Raw genomic sequence first — 20,031 nt, forward strand, 5'->3', positions numbered from 1 at the left:
CGCGTTTAGCTCCGCAGTTTCTCCTGCACACGGCGGTGCACGGACTCCGGCAGCAGCGCCGACACATCACCGCCGAGGCCCGCGACCTCCTTGGCCAACGACGACGAGACGAACGAATACTGCGGGGCGGTGGCCACGAAGAAGGTGTCGATGCCGGCGATATGCCGATTCATCTGCGCCATCTGCAGTTCGTATTCGAAGTCCGTGCCCGTCCGCAGGCCCTTCACGATCGCGGTGAGCCCGCGCTGCTTGGCGAAGTCGACCACCAGGCCGCGGCCGGACTCGACCCGCACGTTGGGCAGGTGCCGGCAGGACTCCTCGATCAGCGCGATCCGCTCCTCGAGGGTGAACATGCCCTTTTTGTTCGGGTTGACCAGGACCGCGATGACGACCTCGTCGAACTGCACCGCGGCGCGCTCGAAGACATCGAGGTGGCCCAGCGTGATGGGGTCGAACGATCCGGGGCAGACGGCGCCACTCATGGGTGACGACCGTAGCAGGCCAGCTCCAGCCGGGTGTCGCCGTATTTGCGCTCCCGCAGCAGATCCCAGCCGGCCGGCCAACTCAGTGCGCCGCCGCGGCCCCGCTCCACCACCGCCAGAGTGCCCTCGGCGACCCAGCCGTGCTCGGTGAGACCGGCCAGCACCGCCTCGACGGCGCCGTCGGCCACGTCATAGGGCGGATCGGCGAAGATCAGGTCCACCGGCGCCGTCGCACCGGCGGCGATCACCGCGGCCACCGTGCCGCGGCGCACCGTGGCCCCGCTCAGCTGCAGCGTCGCGATGTTGGCGGTGATCACCGCCGCGGCGCGCGCGTCGCTTTCCACGAACACCGCGCGCGACGCGCCGCGCGAGAGCGCCTCCAGACCCAACGCGCCGGATCCCGCGTACAGGTCGAGCACCGCGAGGCCGTCGAAGTCCAGGCGGGCGGCCAGCACGTTGAACAGCGACTCGCGCACCCGATCGGTGGTGGGGCGGGTTCCGCGGGACGGCACCGCGATCCGCCGGCCGCCCGCCGCGCCCGCCACGATCCGGGTCAGCTGACCACCACCAGCAGATCCCCGCCCTCGACCTGGGCGGTGTCCGACACCGCAACCCGCGCCACGGTGCCCGCCTTGGGAGCGGTGATCGCGGCCTCCATCTTCATGGCCTCGATGGTGGCGACGGTCGCGCCGGCCTCGACGGTATCGCCCTCGACCACGCTGATCGTGACGACCCCGGCAAAGGGGGCGGCCACGTGGTCGGCGTTGGTGCGGTCGGCCTTCTCCGCGGCCGGCACCGCCGAGGCGATGCTGCGATCACGGATCAGCACCGGCCGCAACTGGCCGTTGAGGATGCACATCACGGTGCGCATGCCGCGCTCGTCGGCCTCGGAGATGGCCTCCAGCCCGATCAGCAGCTCGACTCCCTTTTCCAGCTTGACCCGGTGTTCCTCACCGCGACGCAGCCCGTAGAAGAACTGATTCGCGCTGAGCTGGCTGGTGTCGCCGTACTCGTCGCGGTGGGCCTCGAACTCCTTGGTGGGCCCGGGAAACAGCAACCGGTTCAACGTGGCCTGGCGTTTCGGGCCCGGCGCGGCCAGCACCTGCTCGTCCTCGGGCGACAGTTCCGGCACCGGCTTGGCCGCACCACGCCCCTCAAGAGCCTTGGTGCGCAACGGTTCCGGCCAGCCGCCGGCGGGTTCCCCGAGCTCGCCCCGCAAGAAGCCGATCACCGAATCCGGAATGTCGTAGCGGCCCGGATCGGCCGCGAACTCATCGGCCCCGATCCCGGCGCCGACCAGCGCCAGAGCCAGATCCCCCACCACCTTGCTCGACGGGGTCACCTTCACCAATCGGCCCAGCACGCGGTCGGCGGCCTCGTAGTTGGCCTCGATGTCCTCGAACCGGTCCCCGAGTCCCAACGCGATCGCCTGCTGGCGCAGATTGGACAGCTGCCCGCCGGGGATCTCGTGGCGGTACACCCGCCCGGTCGGGAAGGGAGGGCCGGACGCCGCAACATCGAACGGCGCGTACATCTTTCGCAGCGCCTCCCAGTACGGCTCCAGATCGCAGACCGCATCCAGCGACAGACCGGTGTCGAAGTCGGTGTGGGCAGCGGCGGCCACGATCGAACTCAACGCCGGCTGACTCGTCGTGCCCGCCAACGGCGCGGCCGCACCGTCGACGGCGTCCGCGCCGGAATGCCAGGCCGCCACATACGTCGCCAACTGCCCGCCCGGGGTGTCATGGGTGTGCAGGTGCACCGGCAGGTCGAAGCGGGACTTCAGGGCGGCAACCAGGGTTTGGGCCGCCGGCACCCGCAGCAGGCCCGCCATGTCCTTGATCGCCAGCACGTGCGCGCCGGCCGCCACGATCTGCTCGGCCAGGCGCAGGTAGTAGTCCAACGTGTACAGCCGCTCACCGGGGTCACTGAGATCGCCGGTGTAGGACATCGCGACCTCGGCGACCGCGGTACCGGTCGCGCGGACCGCCTCGATCGCCGGGCGCATGGACTCCACGTTGTTCAGCGCATCGAAAATCCGGAAGATATCCACCCCGGTGGCCGTGGCCTCCTGCACGAACGCCGTGGTCACGGTGGTCGGATACGGCGTGTAGCCCACCGTGTTTCGGCCCCGCAACAGCATCTGCAGACAGATGTTCGGCATCGCCTCCCGCAACGCCGCCAGCCGCTCCCACGGGTCCTCTTTCAGGAAGCGCAGCGCCACGTCGTAGGTCGCCCCGCCCCAGCACTCCATCGACAACAACTCCGGGGTCATCCGCGCGACGTACGGCGCCACCGTCAGCAGGCCGGTGGAGCGAATCCTGGTGGCCAGCAACGACTGATGGGCATCGCGGAACGTCGTCTCGGTAACCAGCAACGACGGCGAATCGCGCATCCAGCGCGCGAAGCCCGTCGGCCCCAACTCCACCAACCGCTGCTTGGAACCCGGCGGCGGCGGCACGGACAGGTCCAGGTCCGGCAGCTTGTCCTGCGCGTACACCTTGGACGGGCGTTCGCCGTGCGGTTGATTCACCGTCACATCGGCCAGATAGTTGAGGATCTTCGTGCCGCGATCGGCCGAGGAGCGGGCCGTCAGCAGCTGCGGACGCTCGTCGATGAATGAGGTCGTCACGCGTCCGGCCAAGAAGTCGGGATCATCCAGAACCGCTTGCAGGAACGGGATATTGGTGGACACCCCGCGAATCCGGAACTCGGCCACCGCACGCCGGGCCCGGCGCACCGCGGTCGCGAAGTCCCGGCCGCGGCAGGTCAGCTTCACCAGCATGGAGTCGAAGTGCGCACTCACGTCGGCACCGAGGTTGGTGCCGCCGTCCAACCGGATCCCGGCGCCGCCCGGTGACCGGTACGCCGTCACCCGCCCGGTGTCGGGACGGAATCCGTTGGCCGGATCCTCGGTCGTGATGCGGCACTGCAGGGCGGCCCCGTGCGTGACTATCGCGTCCTGACTCAGCCCCAGATCGCTCAGCGACTCGCCGGAGGCGATCCGCAGCTGCGCCGAGACCAGATCCACATCGGTGATCTCCTCGGTCACGGTGTGTTCCACCTGAATCCGCGGGTTCATCTCGATGAACACATGCTGACCGCGCTCGTCGAGCAGGAATTCCACCGTGCCCGCACAGGTGTAGCCGATCTGGCGCGCGAATGCCACGGCGTCGGCGCAGATCTGGTCGCGCAGCGCGGGATCGAGATTCGGCGCCGGCGCCAACTCGATGACCTTCTGATGCCGCCGCTGCACACTGCAGTCCCGCTCGAACAGATGGATCACGTTGCCGTAGTTGTCGGCCAGGATCTGCACCTCGATGTGGCGCGGGTTGATCACCGCCTGCTCGAGAAAGACCGTCGGATCCCCGAACGCGGATTCGGCTTCCCGGGAGGCGGCGTCGATCGCATCGGCCAGATCAGCCGGATCGGCGACCCGGCGCATACCCCGGCCACCACCACCGGCGACGGCCTTGACGAACAACGGGAACTGCATCGACTTCGCCGCCGCCAGCAACGCCTCCGGCGACGACGACGGCTCCGAGGAGGCCAGCGCCGGCAGGCCGGCCTCGCGCGCGGCGGCGATCGCGCGTGACTTGTTGCCGGTCAGTTGCAGGGTTTCGGCCGACGGTCCGACGAACGTGATGCCGGCGGCAGCGCAGGCCGCGGCCAACTCCGGGTTCTCCGACAGGAAGCCATAGCCCGGATAGACCGCATCGGCGCCGGCAGCGCGCGCCGTGGACACGATCTCGTCGACCGAGAGGTACGCCCGGACCGGATGCCCGGACTCGCCGATCTGATAGGACTCGTCGGCCTTGAGCCGGTGCACCGAATTGCGGTCCTCGTACGGATACACCGCCACGGTCCCGACCCCGAGCTCGTAGGCCGCGCGGAAGGCGCGAATCGCGATCTCGCCCCGATTCGCCACCAGTACCTTCGATATCACTGCGGCCCCTGCCTCTTTGGGATGTCGGTTAGATCAGCGTCGACCAGTAGTCCCAGAACCTGACCAGGCTCATCAAAAACAATGCTGTGAACCATAGCGTGACAATCGACCATCGCCACTGATAGATGACCCGCAACACCGGGTTGCCGGCCAGCGGGCGCAGCGCGACGGACGCGACGACGGCCAGCAGCGGAATGGTGACCGCCCAGACCACCATGCAGTACGGGCACAACGCGCCGATGCGGTACAGGCTCTGAAAGATCAGGTAGTGCACGAAGGCCGCACCGAGTGCGGTACCGATGGCCAGGCCCACCCAATACCATTGCGGCAAGCGAACTTTGGCAACTACCAGCACGCCGGTGACGATCACCACGGTGAACGCAATGACCCCGATCAGCGGATTCGGGAATCCGAATGCCCCGGCCTGCGGGGTGTTCATCACCGACCCGCAGGACAGCACCGGGTTCATGTTGCACGACGGCACATAGGCCGGGTCGATCAGCAGTTCGACCTTCTCCACCATCAAGGTGAAGGAGGCCAGCAGCCCGACGAGACCGGCGAGCAGGATCCACACCGCACTCGGTCGGCCCACCGCGACGCCGGTCTGCGCCGGCTCCCGTTCGTCCGTGGCGCGGTCGACGTCCGGCGCGGTGGACTCGACGCTCATGGGGCCGGGGCGGGCGCCGGGGCCGGAGCGGGCTGAGGCGCCGGGGCCGCGGTGTCGAGGCCGGGGACCTCACCGACGATGTCGGTGACCGCGGCGATCAGGGCCGCCGGGGTGCTCTGCTGGTAGTCCTCGCCGTTGATCCGGACCGACGGGGTCGCGGTGACGTTGGTCGCCGCGGCCAGGCCGCCGACCATGTCGACGAACTTTCCACCGTTGACGCATTCGGCGACGCCGTCGACCACACCGGCCTGGCGGGCCGTCTCGATCAGCGCGCTGTTCGGGGTTCCGGTCGGCTGCTGCTGCATGAACAACGCGGTGTGGAAGCGCCGGAACGCCTCCTTGGTGGGGGTGGTGTCGGCCTCGGCCACGCAGTAGCCCGCGTTGGCGGCCCGCGAGGAGCCGTCCTGGTTCACCGGCGAGTCCATGATCCCCAGCATGTAGTAGTCGACCGCCACGGCGCCGCTGTTGATCAGCTTGTTGATGGTGGATCCGAAGGCGGCCTCGAACTCCGCGCAGTGCGGGCACAGGAAGTCCTCGTAGACCGAGATGACGACCTTGGGCTGATCGCTGTCGTCGGCCTTGATGACAGAGGTCGACTCCACCCGGACGGCCTGGGCCTCGCCGGTCTGGCGCTTGTCGCCGTTGCTGACGATGTAGAACACCAGCCCCACCGCGAAGAGGACCACGATCGCGGTCAGACCGATCTGTACGGCCAGGTTCCGCTTGCGGTCGGCCGCCTTCAGGTCGTACTTGGCGGTGCGTTTCGATGACTTGGCCACGGGTGTGATGATCCTTGCGCTTGCAGGTCTGCCTAAATAGCGCGCTCCAGCGTACCGGCGGCCGCTGGCAGCGCTTCAGGGACGCCGGAGGTGGGCCGCGAGCGCGGAGACCATCTCGGCGATGGCGCGGCTCACCGCACCACCCAACTCGTTGAAATTGGCGAAGCCGTGCAGCAGCGAACCCATCGCCCGCAGATCGACCGGCACCCCGGCGGCCGCCAGCGCCTCGGCGTAGCGGTTCCCCTCGTCGCGCAGCGGATCGAATCCGGCGGTCAGCACCAGCGCCGGCGGCAGTCCCGCAAGGTCAGCGGCCTGCAGCGGCGAAACCCGGGGGTCGGTCACGTCGACTCCCGAGCCCGCCAGATAGGCCGCCCCGCACCAGTCCAGGTCCCGCTGGGTCAACACGAAGCCGCTGGCGAACAGCGCCCGCGATCGGCTGGGCGCGGCGATGTCGGTCCACGGGTAGATCAACAGCTGCAGCACCGGCAGCGGCACCGAATCGGTGCCGGCATCGCGGGCCGCCTGGGCCACCGCCGCGGCCAGCGCCCCGCCGGCACTGTCGCCGCCCACCGCGATGCGCAGCGGATCGGCCCCGAGTTCCGCGGCGTGCGCAGCGGCCCACCGGTAGGCGGTGAAGCAGTCCTCGACGGCAGCCGGCGCCCGGTGTTCGGGCGCCAACCGGTAATCCACCGACAACACCTGGACGTGCGCGTCGTGGCAGATCTGTCGGCACAACGAGTCGTAGGAGTCCAGGTCGCCGAGCACGTAGCCGCCACCGTGGTAGAACACCAGCAGCGCCGTCGACCCCGCCGCCGCATCGTGCGGTCGGTAATGGCGGGCTCCGATCACCCCGGCCCCGGGGCGCGGAATCGACACCGACTCCACCGCCACCGGCGCCGGCGGTCCACCGAGGGCCACGCACAGATCGCGGAAGGCCTGCCGGCTGGCGGCGACATCCTGCTCGTCGAGCACCAGGCCCGTCACGCCGTTCAGACGCAGCGCCGCGACCAGCAACTGCAGGGTGGGGTCCAGGGTGTTGCCGTCGATCACCACCGCGCCGCCGCCGCCCAGCGCCCGCTGCACGGGGGCGGGGATCCGGGGCAGCACCTTGGGGGTGAGCTTGGCGCCGATGCGCAGCATCGCCAGCGGCGGCCTGCGTTTGCGCTTCGGTACGGGTGGCAGCGCGTCGGTCACAGCCAGAACCGTAGTGGACTCCGGTCGAGTCCACTGCTGTTCGCTGAGTAAGATCAACAACCCAGATCGGCCGACCGTGTGACCGACTACCGACAATATGACTTTCAAGGGCAGGTGCGATGACGTCGAAAGGCCAGTCGGGGGCGACTGTTCCGGTAATCGGACTCAATGACGAGAACACCATGCCCGCGTTGGGCCTGGGCGTCGGCGAGCTGGGCCCCGAGCAGACCGAGGCCGCGGTGGCCAGCGCCCTGGAGCTCGGCTACCGCCTGATCGACACCGCCGCGACCTACGAGAACGAGGCCGCGGTCGGCAAGGCGATCCGCGAATCGGGCATCGACCGCGCCGAGATCTTCGTCACCACCAAACTCGCCAACGCCGAGCAGGGCTTCCAGTCCTCGCAGGACGCGCTCAAGGCCAGCCTGGACCGGCTCGGCCTCGAGTACGTGGACCTCTACCTGGTGCATTGGCCCGACCCCGCCCGGGGCAAGTTCGTCGACAGCTGGGGCGGCATGCTGCGGTCCCGCGAGGACGGGCTGACCAAGTCGATCGGCGTGGCCAACTTCACCCCGGAGAACCTCTCCGATCTGATCGACCTCACCTATGTGGTGCCCGTGGTGAACCAGATCGAGCTCCATCCCCTGCTCAATCAGGCCGAGTTGCGGTCCGTGCACTCCGAGCACGGCATCGTCACCGAGGCGTACTCACCGCTGGGGGTCGGCAACCTGCTGGACAATCCCGCCGTGACCGCGGTGGCCGCCGGGTACGACAAGTCCGCGGCACAGGTGCTGCTGCGGTGGAACCTGCAGCTGGGCCACGTCGTCATCCCGCGGTCCTCGTCGCCCGAGCGGATCGCGCAGAACCTCGACGTCTTCGACTTCGAACTCAGCGCCGACGACATGGCCAAGCTGAGCTCGCTCGACAGCTCCACCCGGTTCCGTCCGGACCCGGAGACCTACTCCGGGATCTAACCGGCGGTTCTCGCCCACCGCAACGGGTTTCAGCCCGCCGGGCAGCTACCGGCCGCGTGCCGCAGCACGACCGCCGAGGGGGCGTCCACCGGCAGCGCATAGCCGCGCAGCACCTCGATGAACTGCATCGCGTACTGGCAGTGGAACGCGATGTTCGGCGGCATCCAGACGCCGGGTTCGGCGTCCCCCTTGTTCTGGTTGGCCTGTCCCTGGACCGCCAGCAGATTGGCCGGATCGTTGGCGAAGCGCTTGCGCATGGGGTCGGTCCAGTGCCGGGCGCCCAGATCCCAGGCCAGCGCCAGCGGCACCAGATGGTCGATCTGCACCGCGGCGCCGGTCTGGTTGCCGCGGACAAAGGACACCACCGCGTTGGTGTAGGGATCGTGCAGCGTGCCGGTGGCCACGGCATCCGGGCAGCGTTTGATCGCGACATAGGTCTTGTCGATCAGGTCGCGGTTGAGGATGTCGTTGCGGGTGTCGCAGCCGTTGCGCCCGCCCGGCGCATCGTTGTTGTCGTCCCAGGCATCTCCGAAGGCGGCCCGCCGGTAGTCATAGCCACGAACCCGCAGCGGTATCACCGCAATCCCGGCCAACACGTCGGCACCCGGCACCACGGTCGGCGGGCCACCGGTGGCCTGCGCGATGACGTCGCGGTCGCCGGTGGTGACCAGCACCTGGCCCGCCACCACAATCGACAAAACTGCCAGGGCCGCGAGCCACAGCAGGGTTGTCCGCTTCACGACTTGTCCAGATACTCGACGCGGTCGGTATCGCTGAACGGGGCCGCCAGTAGCGCCATGCCGCGGTTGTCGGGATCGGTTTCGTAGAACTCCGTGCAGAATGTGCGCGCGGCGTCGATGATGTCCCGATGCTCGATCAGCGACAGCAGCCGCAGGCCGAAGGACCGGCCGGACTGGTTGCGGCCCAGTACATCTCCTTCGCGCCGCTCGGCCAGGTCGAGGTCGGCCAGGACGAACCCGTCCAGCGTCGAGGCGACGGCCTTGAGCCGCGTCCCGGCCTTGGACTGCTCGGGCAAATCGGTGACCAGTAGGCACAGACTCGGATGCGATCCGCGACCGATCCGGCCGCGCAACTGATGCAGCTGGCTGATCCCGAACCAGTCGGCGTCGATCACCACCATGGCCGTGGCATTGGGCACGTCGACCCCCACCTCGATCACCGTGGTGCACACCAACACGTCGATGTCGCCCGCGCGGAAACCCGCCATCACGGCGTCCTTCTCGTCGGCCGGCAACCGGCCGTGCATCAACCCCAGCCGCAGCCCCGCCAGCGCGCCGCTGCGCAGCTTCTCGTACAGGTCGACGACGGCGGTGGCGGAGCGGTTGGTCTCCCCGGTGGGCGCGGCCGGGGGTTTGGCGGTCTTGTCCTCCTCGTCGATGCGCGGTGCCACCACATACGCCTGCCGACCGGCCTCGACCTCTTCGACGACGCGCTGCCACGCCCGGTCCAACCAGGCGGGTTTCTGCTTGGCGAAAATCACATTGGTCGCGATCGGCTGCCGGCCGCGCGGTAGCTCCCGCAGCGTGGAGGTCTCCAGATCGCCGTAGACGGTGAGCGCGACGGTGCGCGGGATCGGCGTCGCGGTCATCACCAGCAGGTGCGGGGTAATTCCGTCAGTGGCCTTGGACCGCAATTGATCTCGCTGCTCGACCCCGAATCGGTGCTGTTCGTCGACGACAACCAGACCGAGCCGGTGAAACTCCACCGCCTCTTGCAGCAGCGCGTGGGTGCCGATCACGACACCGGCCTGTCCCGAGGCGATCTGCGCGCGCGCATCGCGTTTGGCGGCCGCCGACATCGATCCGGTCAGCAGCGCGAGGCCGGTCGCCTCCGCCTCGGCCCCCAGCTGACCGGCCATCGCCAACGGCCCGAGCACGTCGCGGATGGACCGCGCATGCTGTTCGGCCAGGACCTCCGTCGGGGCCAGCATGGCGCACTGGTAGCCGGCGTCGATCAGCTGCAACATGGCGAGCAGCGCCACCACGGTTTTCCCGGAACCGACCTCACCCTGCAACATACGGTTCATCGGCCGCGTGGCGGTCAACTCGCCCGAGATGACCTCCAGCACCTCACTTTGACCGCCGGTGAGCTCGAACGGCAGGCGCGCCAGCAGCGCCGAGCGCAGCCCGTCGTCGCGCACCGGCGCCGCGGGCCCGGTCTCGGCCAACTCGCCGAACCGGCGCTGCGCCAGCGCCCATTGCAGCCCGACCGCCTCGTCGTAGCGCAGCCGCTCGAGGGCACGCTCGCGCACCGCCGGCTTCTCGGCCAGGTGAACCGCGCGCAGCGCCTCGTCCTCGGACATCAGATCCAATTGCTGCCGAATCGATTCCGGCAGCGGATCGGACACCGGGTCCAGGACCGCCAGCACCTGACGCACACAGGCGTAGATGTCCCAGCTTTGCAGCTTGGAGCTGGCGGGATAGATCGGAAAGAAGTCCCGTTCGAACACCGACAGATCGAAATCGCCTGCAGAATCCGCTGTTTCAGCGATCTTGACCAGCGACTTGGTCCCGCCCCCGGCGCGGCCGATCGGCGAATCGAGGATCAGAAACCCCGGATGGGTCAGCTGCATGGTCCCCCGGAAGTAGCCCACCTCCCCGGAGAGCATCACCTTGGTGCCCTCCACCAGAGTCCGCTTGAGGTACTTGGGATTGAAGAACGTGGCCGTGACCTTGGGCCGCCGATTGCCCAGCGTGACCACGAGGTACTCGCGCTGGGGTGCGCGACTCATCTTGCGCAGGTCGGTCGTGGTGATGGTGTCGACCAAGGTGATGTGCTCGCCCTCCTCGGGCGGCTCGTCGGCCTCGCCGAGCACCGTCGATCCGCGGCTGTACTTGCGCGGATAATGCCGCAACAGGTCGTCGACTGTGCGGATCTCGAAGGTCGACTCCAGCGCCTCGGCCGCCTTCTTGCCGACGATGAAGTCCAATGGATCCCCGAGTGCCACCATCGCTATTCGACTCCGATGATCAGGGCGTCGCCGAGATGTCCGGTGGGATAGGTGACCACCTCGGAACCGAGGTGATGCCGCTGCACATGCTCGGTGAGCAACACCGCCACGTGTTCCTCCACGCCGGCACCGACCAGGACGGTCACCAACTCGCCACCTACCGCGAGCAGGAGATCGATCAACCCGCGCCCGGCCGCCACCACGTCATGGCGCACCACCAGCACCTCGTCACCGAAGATCCCCAGGCCGTCGCCCACCCGGCAGGGCCCCGCCCAGGTCAACGCCTCCTGATCGGCGACGCGCACCGACCCGAATCGGGTCGCGCCGGCGGCCGCGGCCATGGTGTAACCGTCGTCGACCCCGTGGCGGCCCGGGTCATGCACCGCCAGCGCCGCCAGACCCTGCACCATCGACCGCGTCGGTACCGGAACGACGTCGACGCCCCAGCCGATCGCCGCCGTGCAACCGGCCACCAACTCTTCGGCGGCCACGTAGCCGTTGGGCAACACCAACACGGATGCGGCGCCGGTGTCGATCACGGCGCGCAGCAGCTGCCGGGCACTGATCGCCGGTTGCTGCCCGGAGGGCGCCGACCGCAGCACCGCGGCGCCCTCGTCGGCGAACAATCGCGCGGCGCCGTCACCGTCGACGACCGCCAGCACCGCGCGTTCGCGCGCCCAACTGCTCGGCGCCACCCCCGACGAACCCGGGTTCAGAGCGGAGATCTGGATTCGGCTGGGCACCGCGATATCCAGTGCGGCCTCGACGGCCGCGCCGGCGTCGTCGGCATGGACGTGCACCGAGTAGCCCGCGTCGGGAGCGGCGGCGATGACGACGGAGTCCCCCAGCGCTTCCAGCCGCACCCGCAACTCGTCCACCCGGGCCGGGTCGCAGTGCGCCAGCACATACATCACTTCGTAGGCCGGCGCGGACTGCAATTCGGTCGCCCGGGTGGCGGCCGGCTTGTTCGGCACGAACACCGGGCGCGTCGGACTCACGCCGCTGACCGTCGCGCACAGCGCGTCGAGCAACACCAGCAGACCGCGGCCGCCGGAATCCACCACCCCGGCCTCGGCCAGCACGGCCAACTGTTCCGGTGTCCGGTCCAGGGCGACGGCGGCCGCGTCGGTGGCGATCGCGACGGCATCCGGCAGCCCGGCCCCGATCTGGGCGCTGTCCTCGGCCGCTTCGGCGGCGGCTTCCAAGACGCTGACGATGGTGCCGGCGACCGGAACGCCGCCCATCGCCGCGACGACCTGGTCGACGGCATGGCGCAGCATCGCCGCGAACAGGGCGGCATCGACCGCGTCCGCGGCCGCTGCCCCGGTGACGTCGGCGACGGCCCGCAGGATCTGCGACAGGATCACCCCGGAGTTGCCGCGGGCGCCACGCAGCGCCCCGGCGGCGAGGGCACCGGCCACCGCGCCGAGGCCGCGTTCCTCGATCGCGTCGGCCCGGGCCGCGGCCGAACGCATGGTGAACAGCATGTTGGTGCCGGTGTCCGCATCGGCCACCGGAAACACGTTCAGGGTGTTGATCTCGTCGCTGTGGGCGATCAGGTCGCCGACACAGGTGTGCGCCCAGTCCCGCAGGGCCGCACCATCGAGCCGACGCTCCGACATCGATGCCCCTTTCCTGCCGCCCGGTGCGGGCGCTAGCCTAGTCGCGACCGCCGACAGTTTTGTACCCGCTGTCGGCGCGCGTTTTGGCGATCTGAGCGGGCGCCGGTATCCTGGTCAGGTTGTCGGTGCCACCCGCCAGGCGGTCGTTGGCCCCCAGTACATACTGAAGCTTGATGAAGAGGAGTGTGCCCCATGGCTGCCGTGTGCGATATCTGCGGGAAGGCCCCCGGCTTCGGCAAAATCGTGTCGCATTCACATCGCCGGACCAGTAGGCGCTGGAATCCGAACATCCAGGTGGTGCACGTGGCCGAGCGCCCCGGAGCCAACAAGCGGCGCGTCAACGCCTGCACCTCCTGCATCAAGGCGGGCAAGGTGCTCCGCGGCTGATCAGCCCGGGCACCTTCTTTCCTGCTTTTTCGTGCCGTCGGCAGGCGGCGCGCTACCTACCGTCGTCGGCGATTCGCGAGTTCCCGCGATCCAAGTGGGTTTAGGCAGCCGTGCATCGGGTATCGCACGGTTCATGACCCTTTCGCGATCACAAACCAAGGCCGTAGTCGCATCGTTTGCCGCAGCCGGATTGCTGTTGACCGCCTGCGGTGACAACTCCGACTCGGACGACTCCACCACCACGACCGACACCACGGAAACCACCACGTCGGAAGTCGTCATCGAGACCGAGACGGAAACCACGACCGAGATGGTGCCGCCCGCGGAACAGGTGCCGCCGGGCGAGCAGGTGCCGCCGGGCGAGTACGCTCCCCCGGCCGATGACGGTGACGGCGATATCGACATCAACATCCCGTCGCCGCCGGCAATCCCGGCGCCCCCGGCTATCCCGTCACCGCCCCCGATCCCGTCGCCGCCGCCGATCCCCGCGCCGTAGCCGTCAGGGCAGGCGCCAGTCGATCGGCTCGGCTCCCTGCTTGATCAGTAGCTCGTTGGCGCGACTGAACGGACGCGAGCCGAAGAAGCCTCGGCTTGCCGACAAGGGGGACGGGTGCGGGGATTCGATCACCCCGCACCCGCTCCCCAGCATCGGCTTCAGCGTCCCGGCGTCGCGCCCCCACAGGATCGCGACCATCGGGGCCGGGCGGGCCACCAGGGCGCGAATGGCGCATTCGGTGACCGCCTCCCAGCCCTTGCCGCGGTGCGAGGCCGGATTACCCGGGCGGACCGTGAGAACTCGGTTCAGCAGCATCACACCCCGCGCCGACCACGGCGTGAGATCGCCATTGGACGGTTTCGGCAGATCGAGGTCCTTGCCGTATTCAGAGAAGATGTTCTCCAGGCTGCGCGGCAGCGGCCGCACCTCCGGCGCCACCGAAAAACTCAATCCCACCGCGTGACCCGGCGTCGGGTAGGGATCCTGGCCGACGATCAGCACTCGCACCGCGTCAAAGGGAAAGGTGAAGGCGCGCAACACATTTTCCCCCGACGGCAGATAGCTGCGGCCGTCGGCCAGTTCGGCGCGCAGGAACTCACCGAGCTCGGCGACCTGACCGGCCACCGGCGCGAGCGCCTGCGCCCATCCCTGATCGATGAGTTCGTTCAACGGGCGGGCAGTCACGAGCAACCAACCTAATTGAACGACTCCCAGCCCGCCGAACCGGTCCACCGCCGACCGTCGACGAGCACGTCGGGGCCGTCGGCGGCCGCGGATACGGCGCCGATCGATCGCCACCCCGGTGGGAGCTCGCCGGGGAAGCAGGCCACCAGCGCGTGATCCTCACCGCCGCCGAGCACCCAGGCTGCCGCGTCGATGCCGAGCCGGTCCGCCGCTGCCGCCAGCGCCTCGAGGTCGGGCTGCAGCCCCTGGGCCGCAACCTCGATCCGCACCCCCGACGCCGTCGCGAGATGCCCGAGGTCGGCGAGCAGACCGTCGGACACGTCGGTCATCGCGCGGGCGCCGCCCGCGGCCGCCGCCCGCCCCTGACCGTAGGGCGGTTGTGGGACGAGGTGCCGGCCGCACAGGTCGTCGAAACCCGGCGCCCCGGCCGCGAGCAGCGCGTATCCGGCCGCCGATCGGCCCAGCTGTCCCGCCACCGCGACGGTGTCGCCCGGCCGGGCGCCGGCACGGGTCACCGCGGTGCGGCCGCCGAGTTCACCGAACGCCGTCACCGACACCACCCACACCGGGCTCGAGACCAGGTCGCCACCGACGATGCCGGCCCCACCGCACCGCTGGGCCTCGTCCCACAGGCCGTCGGAAAGTTGTTGGACCAGTCGCGCGGGGGTATCCCCCGGAGCGCCGATGCCGACGACGAACCCGACGCTGCGCGCACCCATCGCCTCGATGTCGGCAGCGTTCTGGGCGATGGCCTTGCGGCCGACATCGTGCGGCGCCGACCAGTCCAGTCGAAAGTGGCGGTCCTGCACGAGCATGTCGGTCGAGATCACCATCCGCGCGTCGGGGACCGCGATCACCGCGGCGTCATCGCCGGGTCCGATCAGCACCGAATCCGGTTGCCGGCGCCCCGCGACCAGGCGGTCGATCACCGGAAACTCGCCCACCTCGCGCAGCGTGCGGTCGTCGTCAGTCATCCCACCTCATCGCAATTCGCGGAGCCGGGGCGCTCACCGGCTGCGGTACGTTCTGACGTAGCCGGCCGGTGCGGCCTTAGGCACGGACACGTCAGTGTATGAGACAAGGACGGTGAAACAGCGTGGTCGATCTGCCCGATCGTCCCGAGGGGGCGCCCCCGCAGGACGGTCCACCCCGATGGGTCTTCATCGGCGCGGTGGCCGTGGCCGTCGCCGCCGTCGTCGCGGTGCTGCTGATCGCCGCGAACCGGGATCTGGCGCCGGTGCCCGTCGCGGCGGTGCCCGCGCCCCAGGCCGGCAGCGCCGAGTGCGAACGATTGCTGGCCGCCCTGCCCGAGACGCTGGGCGACTACGAACGCGCCCCGACCGCCGATCCGGCGCCCGCCGGGGTGGCGGCGTGGCGTGCCGACGCCGCCCCGGAGCCGGTGATTCTGCGCTGCGGGCTCGACCGGCCCGCGGACTTCATGCAGGGGGTGCCGCTGCAAATGGTCGATGAGGTCAACTGGTTCCGGGTCAGCGAGGGCGACCGGATCACGTGGTTCGCGGTCGACCGTCCGGTGTACGTCGCGCTCACCCTGCCCGAGGATTCGGGGCCGACGCCCATTCAGGAACTCTCCGCGGCGATCGGCGCCGCGCTGCCGACCCGTCCCATCGATCCCGCGCCCGCGCGCTGACCCGAGATTCACACCTGGGCTTTGAGATTGGCAGCGCGGCGGGAAGTCGGTCGAATTTCCGCCCTGGGTGCAATCTGAACGCCATGGCGGCCATCTCGGCGCCCCAGGTCAATGCAGCTAGCGCAGCCCGGTCCCGCGCGCCAACGCCGTTTCCACCATCGCGGTCAACAGCGTCGGATAGTCCACGCCGCTGGCCGCCCACATCTGCGGGTACATCGAGATCGTGGTAAAGCCCGGCATGGTGTTGATCTCGTTGACGACGGGGCCGTGCTCGGTGAGGAAGAAATCGACCCGGGCCAATCCCTGGCAATCGATCGCGGCGAAGGCCCGGATCGCGAGCTGACGGATCTCGTCGGCGACGGCGTCGTCGATCTTGGCGGGGACATCGAGTTCGGCGGCGTCGTCGAGGTATTTGGTGGCGAAGTCGTAGAAGCCGTCCTCGCGCCCGCGAACGCCGGCCACCCGGATCTCGCCGACGGTGCTGGCCTCGATCCGGCCGTCCGGCAACTCGAGGACGCCGCATTCCAGTTCGCGGCCGACGATCGCGGCTTCGACGATGACCTTGGGGTCGTGCCGACGGGCATCGGCGACCGCCGCCGGCAGATCCGCCCACGAGGTCACCCGGTTCACCCCCATCGAGGAACCCGCGCGTGCCGGCTTGACGAAGACCGGCAGCCCGAGGCGCTCCTGCTGTTCGGGGGTCAGGGTCGGTGTACCGGCCCGCAGCACGACGTGATCGCCCACCGGCAACCCGTCGGCGACGAGCAGTTTCTTGGTGAACTCCTTGTCCATCCCGGCGGCGCTGGCCAGCACCCCGGCACCCACGTAGGGCACACCCGCGAGTTCCAACAGGCCCTGGATCGTGCCGTCCTCACCGAACGGGCCGTGCAGCACCGGGAACACCACATCGACCGCGGCCAGAATCTCACCGGCGGCCGCCGTCTCCAGCGACATCAGTTCGCCCCGGCGGTGCGGCCCGGCGGTCAACGCCAGTTCCTGGCCCAGCGCGTCGGCAACCTCCGGTAACCGGCCATCGGCGATCGTCAGGCTGGCGGGGGTGGCCGTGGACAGCACCCAGGCGCCCTCGCGGGTGATGCCCACCGGCACCACCTCGAACCGCTCGGGGTCGAGGTTGCGCAAAATGCTTCCGGCTGAAACGCAGGAGATGGCGTGTTCGCTGCTGCGGCCGCCGAAGACGACCGCAACGCGCACCAAGCCGGAGCGGGCAGGCGGCTCAGGAAAGCGGTCAGGCACAGTCACAGCTTAGAGAGGCTACGTCACCGCGGCGGTCAGCGCCCTTTCAATATCGGCCACCACGTCGTCGGTGTCCTCGATCCCGGCCGAGATCCGGATGAATCCCGCGCCGACGTCGTCGCCCCAGCGCGCCCGGCGGTCCACCGAGGTATGGATGCCGCCGAAACTCGTCGAGGACACCAGCAGGTCGCTGCGCCGCACCAGTTCGTGGACGGCCGCCGCGTCGGCGAGTTCGGCGCTGACCAAACCGCCGAACCGGCGCATCTGTCCCACCGCCACCGGATACGACGGATCGTTCGGCAGGCCCGGATACCGCACCCGGGCCACGGCCGGGTGGGTGTCCAACATCGCCGCCAGCGCCCCGGCGGTGTCACATTGGCGCTCGTAGCGCAGGCCCGCGCTGCCGAGGCTGCGCAGCACCAGCCACGCCTCGAAGACGCCGAGGATCGGGCCGGACAGCAGCCGTTCGCGCGTAATCGCCGCCATCAGTTCCGGATGCGAACCCGCGACGTAACCGGCGAGCAGATCGCTGTGCCCGGAAAGGGCTTTCGTCGCGCTGGCGACCACCAGGTCCGCACCGAGCGACAGCGGCTGCTGACCCAGCGGCGTCGCGGCGGTGTTGTCCACGATCAACCGGGCGTTCTTCGCGCGGCAGAGCAAACCCAACCGATGTAGGTCCACCACATCCAGGCTGGGGTTGGCGGGCGTCTCGGCCAGCACCACATCGGCGCGCTCAGCGGCCGCGAGCATGTCGGCGCTCGGGGCGGCGATGACTGTAACGCGTTCGCGCGCAAGGTATTCCCGGGCATAGGCCCGCACCTGGTAGTACCCGTCGGCGGGCACCACCAGCACCGAACCCGGCTTGGCGAGCACCCGCAGCACCGAGGTGATGGCGGCCATCCCGGATCCGAAGACCAGCGCCGAGGTGGCGCCCTCGAGCTGTGCCAGCGCCGATTCCAGCTGCCGCCAGGTGGGATTGGAGCCGCGGCCGTAGGTGTCGAGATCGGCCTCCTCGTCGCCGGAGAGGTGATAGGCCGCCGCGGGGGTCGCGACGGGCGCGACGGGCTGACCGGGAACCGCTTGCGCGCTCGCCGCTTTCACCGAACGGGTGGACGGTCCAGTCGCGCCATAGCTGTCGGTCATCGCCGCTACTCCGGCTTGGTGCTTCGTCCGAGCAACAGTGCGACCGCCTCGTCGACGGACAGACCGCGGTGGCACACCCGGTGCACCGCATCGGTGAGCGGCATCTCCACGTCGTAGCTCGAGGCGAGTGCGAGCACCGATTCGCACGAGGTGACGCCCTCGGCGACGTGTCCGCTGGTGGCCTGCTGCGCCGCCTGCAGGGATTCACCGCGACCGAGGCGCTCGCCGAATGCCCGGTTGCGCGAATGCGTCGAGGAGCAGGTGGCCACCAGATCGCCGACGCCGGCCAGCCCGGCCAGGGTCGCGCCCTTGGCGCCGAGGGCGATGCCCAGCCGCATGATCTCGGCGAGGCCGCGGGTGATGATCGCGGCGGCGGTGTTCTCCCCCAGGCCCACCCCGGCGGCCATCCCGCACGCCAGCGCGATGACGTTCTTGCACGCCCCGCCGATCTCGGTGCCGACGACATCGGAGTTGGTGTAGGGCCGGAAGTAGCCGGTGCTCAGCGCGCGTTGCAGTGCCACCGCCCGCCCGGAGTCGGTGCAGGCGATGACGGTGGCAGCGGGCTGCTGTTCGGCGATCTCGCGGGCCAGGTTCGGACCGGAAAGCACCGCGATCTGCGCCTGGTCGACACCGGTTACCTGCGCGATCACCTGACTCACCCGCATCAGCGTGCCGAGTTCGATGCCCTTGGCCAGGCTCACGAGGGTGGCGTCGGGTTCGAGGAGGGGTTTCCACTGCTCGAGGTTGGCGCGCAACTGCTGCGACGGCACCGCCAGCAGTACCGTGCTGACGCCGGCCAGCGCCTCCGCCGCGTCGGTGGTGGCCCGGATCCCGGACGGCAACACCGTGTCGCCGAGGTATTCGCGGTTGGTGGCCTGCGCATTGACCTCGTCGGCCACCGCCGCGCGCCGGGCCCACAGTCGGACATCGCTGCCCGCCTCGGCCAGCACCTTGGCCAACGCCGTTCCCCATGCACCGGCGCCCATCACCGCCGCGGTACTCACCGTGCTGGCCATATCTCCCTCGTCGACGCGTTGGCAACCCATGTGCCCGTCAGCCTAGCGAGCGGCGCTGGCAGGATGATCCACATGAGCGGCACGCAGCAGCGCAGGGCGCGAGAGCGCCCCGATGTCGACGCGGTCGCGCTGGTCATCGCAGTCAAACGGCTCAGCGCCGCCAAGACCCGATTGGCGCCGGTGTTCTCCGCGGGCACCCGCGAGGTGGTGGTGCTGGCCATGCTCATCGACACCATCGTCGCGGCGGCCCAGCTGGCCGAGGTCGCCTCGATCACCGTCGTCACGCCCGATCCCGACGCCGCGGCGGCCGCGACCGAACTCGGTGCCCGGGTGCTGGTCGACCCCACCCCCGCCGGACACCCCGACCCGCTCAACAACGCCATCGCGCTGGCCGAGACCGATGTCAGCGCTGAAACCTCCAACATTGTTGTGTTGCAAGGAGATCTGCCCGCTTTGCAACCCCAGGAGCTGGTCGAGGCGTTGGCCGCGGCCCGGACCCACCGCCGCAGTTTCGTCGCCGATCGGCACGGTTCGGGCACCTCGGCGCTGTTCGCTCTCGGCGTACCCGTCAACCCGCAGTTCGGCACGGATTCAGCGGCCCGCCATCGGCATTCGGGCGCCGTCGAACTCACCGGTGCCTGGCCCGGCCTGCGCTGCGATATCGACACCCCGGAGGACCTGATCGCGGCGCGCCGACTCGGGATGGGCGCCCTGACACGCCGGGCCATCGAGCCCGGCGCCCCGATCCCCGAGCATCGATCTACGCCATAG

General features: G+C 69.5%; 19 protein-coding genes. 5 read left to right on the top strand and 14 right to left on the bottom strand.

Going from position 1 to position 20,031, the window contains the following annotated elements; all coding sequences use genetic code 11:
* Positions 1-5: 5 nt before the first annotated feature.
* The 6 genes from coaD to RCP80_RS16205 form a co-directional block, all read right to left on the bottom strand.
* Entirely contained in the window at positions 6-482 is a 477-nt protein-coding gene (gene coaD, locus RCP80_RS16180) for a pantetheine-phosphate adenylyltransferase (protein WP_308478640.1), read from the bottom strand.
* Entirely contained in the window at positions 479-1,039 is a 561-nt protein-coding gene (gene rsmD, locus RCP80_RS16185; RefSeq protein ID WP_308482879.1) for a 16S rRNA (guanine(966)-N(2))-methyltransferase RsmD, read from the bottom strand. The genes coaD and rsmD overlap by 4 nt, the downstream gene beginning before the upstream one ends.
* The gene (locus RCP80_RS16190; protein WP_308478641.1) at positions 1,036-4,428 is read right to left on the bottom strand and encodes a pyruvate carboxylase; all 3,393 of its coding nucleotides are present in this window, start codon (positions 4,426-4,428) and stop codon (positions 1,036-1,038) included. Before RCP80_RS16190 ends, rsmD begins: the two co-directional genes overlap by 4 nt.
* A gap of 28 nt (positions 4,429-4,456) precedes the next feature.
* Positions 4,457-5,095 carry a vitamin K epoxide reductase family protein gene (locus tag RCP80_RS16195; RefSeq protein WP_308478642.1) on the bottom strand — a complete coding sequence of 213 codons (639 nt, stop codon included), beginning with the start codon at positions 5,093-5,095 and terminating at the stop codon, positions 4,457-4,459.
* Positions 5,092-5,874 (bottom strand): DsbA family protein, encoded by a 783-nt coding sequence (locus tag RCP80_RS16200; protein WP_308478643.1) that lies wholly within the window; start codon positions 5,872-5,874, stop codon positions 5,092-5,094. Before RCP80_RS16200 ends, RCP80_RS16195 begins: the two co-directional genes overlap by 4 nt.
* 75 nt (positions 5,875-5,949) lie before the next feature.
* Positions 5,950-7,014 carry an alpha/beta hydrolase gene (locus RCP80_RS16205; RefSeq protein ID WP_308482880.1) on the bottom strand — a complete coding sequence of 355 codons (1,065 nt, stop codon included), beginning with the start codon at positions 7,012-7,014 and terminating at the stop codon, positions 5,950-5,952.
* A 173-nt stretch (positions 7,015-7,187) separates the two neighbouring features.
* On the opposite strand from RCP80_RS16205, the gene RCP80_RS16210 reads away from it, so the two are divergent.
* Entirely contained in the window at positions 7,188-8,039 is an 852-nt protein-coding gene (locus tag RCP80_RS16210) for an aldo/keto reductase (protein WP_308478644.1), read from the top strand.
* A 29-nt stretch (positions 8,040-8,068) separates the two neighbouring features.
* On the opposite strand, the gene RCP80_RS16215 is transcribed toward RCP80_RS16210, so the two are convergent.
* From RCP80_RS16215 to RCP80_RS16225, 3 genes are read right to left on the bottom strand one after another with little or no spacing between them, the layout of a single operon-like run.
* Positions 8,069-8,779: an HNH endonuclease family protein gene (locus tag RCP80_RS16215; RefSeq protein ID WP_308478645.1), complete on the bottom strand. Its 711-nt coding sequence runs from the start codon at positions 8,777-8,779 to the stop codon at positions 8,069-8,071.
* A complete protein-coding gene (gene recG, locus RCP80_RS16220) occupies positions 8,776-11,010 on the bottom strand; it encodes an ATP-dependent DNA helicase RecG (protein WP_308478646.1) in 2,235 nt (744 codons plus the stop codon). Before recG ends, RCP80_RS16215 begins: the two co-directional genes overlap by 4 nt.
* Positions 11,011-11,012: 2 nt before the next feature.
* Positions 11,013-12,632 (bottom strand): fatty acid kinase ATP-binding subunit FakA, encoded by a 1,620-nt coding sequence (locus RCP80_RS16225; RefSeq protein WP_308478647.1) that lies wholly within the window; start codon positions 12,630-12,632, stop codon positions 11,013-11,015.
* A 192-nt stretch (positions 12,633-12,824) separates the two neighbouring features.
* Between RCP80_RS16225 and rpmB the strand changes: the two genes are divergently transcribed.
* Positions 12,825-13,019 (top strand): 50S ribosomal protein L28, encoded by a 195-nt coding sequence (gene rpmB / locus RCP80_RS16230; protein ID WP_308478648.1) that lies wholly within the window; start codon positions 12,825-12,827, stop codon positions 13,017-13,019.
* Between the two features lie 133 nt (positions 13,020-13,152).
* Positions 13,153-13,515 carry a hypothetical protein gene (locus RCP80_RS16235; RefSeq protein ID WP_308478649.1) on the top strand — a complete coding sequence of 121 codons (363 nt, stop codon included), beginning with the start codon at positions 13,153-13,155 and terminating at the stop codon, positions 13,513-13,515.
* A gap of 3 nt (positions 13,516-13,518) precedes the next feature.
* Here the strand turns inward: RCP80_RS16235 and RCP80_RS16240 are convergent, their stop codons facing one another.
* A complete protein-coding gene (locus RCP80_RS16240; RefSeq protein ID WP_308478650.1) occupies positions 13,519-14,199 on the bottom strand; it encodes a uracil-DNA glycosylase in 681 nt (226 codons plus the stop codon).
* Between the two features lie 11 nt (positions 14,200-14,210).
* Positions 14,211-15,173, bottom strand: a complete 963-nt coding sequence (locus RCP80_RS16245) for a thiamine-phosphate kinase (protein WP_308478651.1) — start codon at positions 15,171-15,173, stop codon at positions 14,211-14,213.
* 122 nt (positions 15,174-15,295) lie between these two features.
* Here RCP80_RS16245 and RCP80_RS16250 point away from each other — a divergent pair, with 122 nt between their 5' ends.
* Positions 15,296-15,847, top strand: coding sequence for a DUF3515 domain-containing protein (locus RCP80_RS16250; RefSeq protein ID WP_308478652.1), 552 nt, complete (start codon positions 15,296-15,298; stop codon positions 15,845-15,847).
* A gap of 117 nt (positions 15,848-15,964) precedes the next feature.
* Here the strand turns inward: RCP80_RS16250 and RCP80_RS16255 are convergent, their stop codons facing one another.
* Genes RCP80_RS16255 through RCP80_RS16265 form a run of 3 tightly spaced genes read right to left on the bottom strand, consistent with a single transcriptional unit; the run spans position 15,965 to position 19,260 of the window.
* Positions 15,965-17,062, bottom strand: coding sequence for a D-alanine--D-alanine ligase family protein (locus RCP80_RS16255; RefSeq protein ID WP_308482881.1), 1,098 nt, complete (start codon positions 17,060-17,062; stop codon positions 15,965-15,967).
* Positions 17,063-17,119: 57 nt separating this feature from the next.
* On the bottom strand, positions 17,120-18,244 hold the full coding sequence (locus RCP80_RS16260) for a cystathionine gamma-lyase (RefSeq protein WP_308478653.1): 1,125 nt from the start codon (positions 18,242-18,244) through the stop codon (positions 17,120-17,122).
* A gap of 5 nt (positions 18,245-18,249) precedes the next feature.
* Positions 18,250-19,260, bottom strand: a complete 1,011-nt coding sequence (locus tag RCP80_RS16265) for an NAD(P)H-dependent glycerol-3-phosphate dehydrogenase (RefSeq protein WP_308478654.1) — start codon at positions 19,258-19,260, stop codon at positions 18,250-18,252.
* A gap of 72 nt (positions 19,261-19,332) precedes the next feature.
* Between RCP80_RS16265 and cofC the strand changes: the two genes are divergently transcribed.
* Entirely contained in the window at positions 19,333-20,031 is a 699-nt protein-coding gene (cofC, locus tag RCP80_RS16270) for a 2-phospho-L-lactate guanylyltransferase (RefSeq protein ID WP_308478655.1), read from the top strand.

The sequence above is a fragment of the Mycolicibacterium sp. MU0053 genome (assembly GCF_963378095.1).
Lineage (GTDB): Bacteria > Actinomycetota > Actinomycetes > Mycobacteriales > Mycobacteriaceae > Mycobacterium > Mycobacterium burgundiense.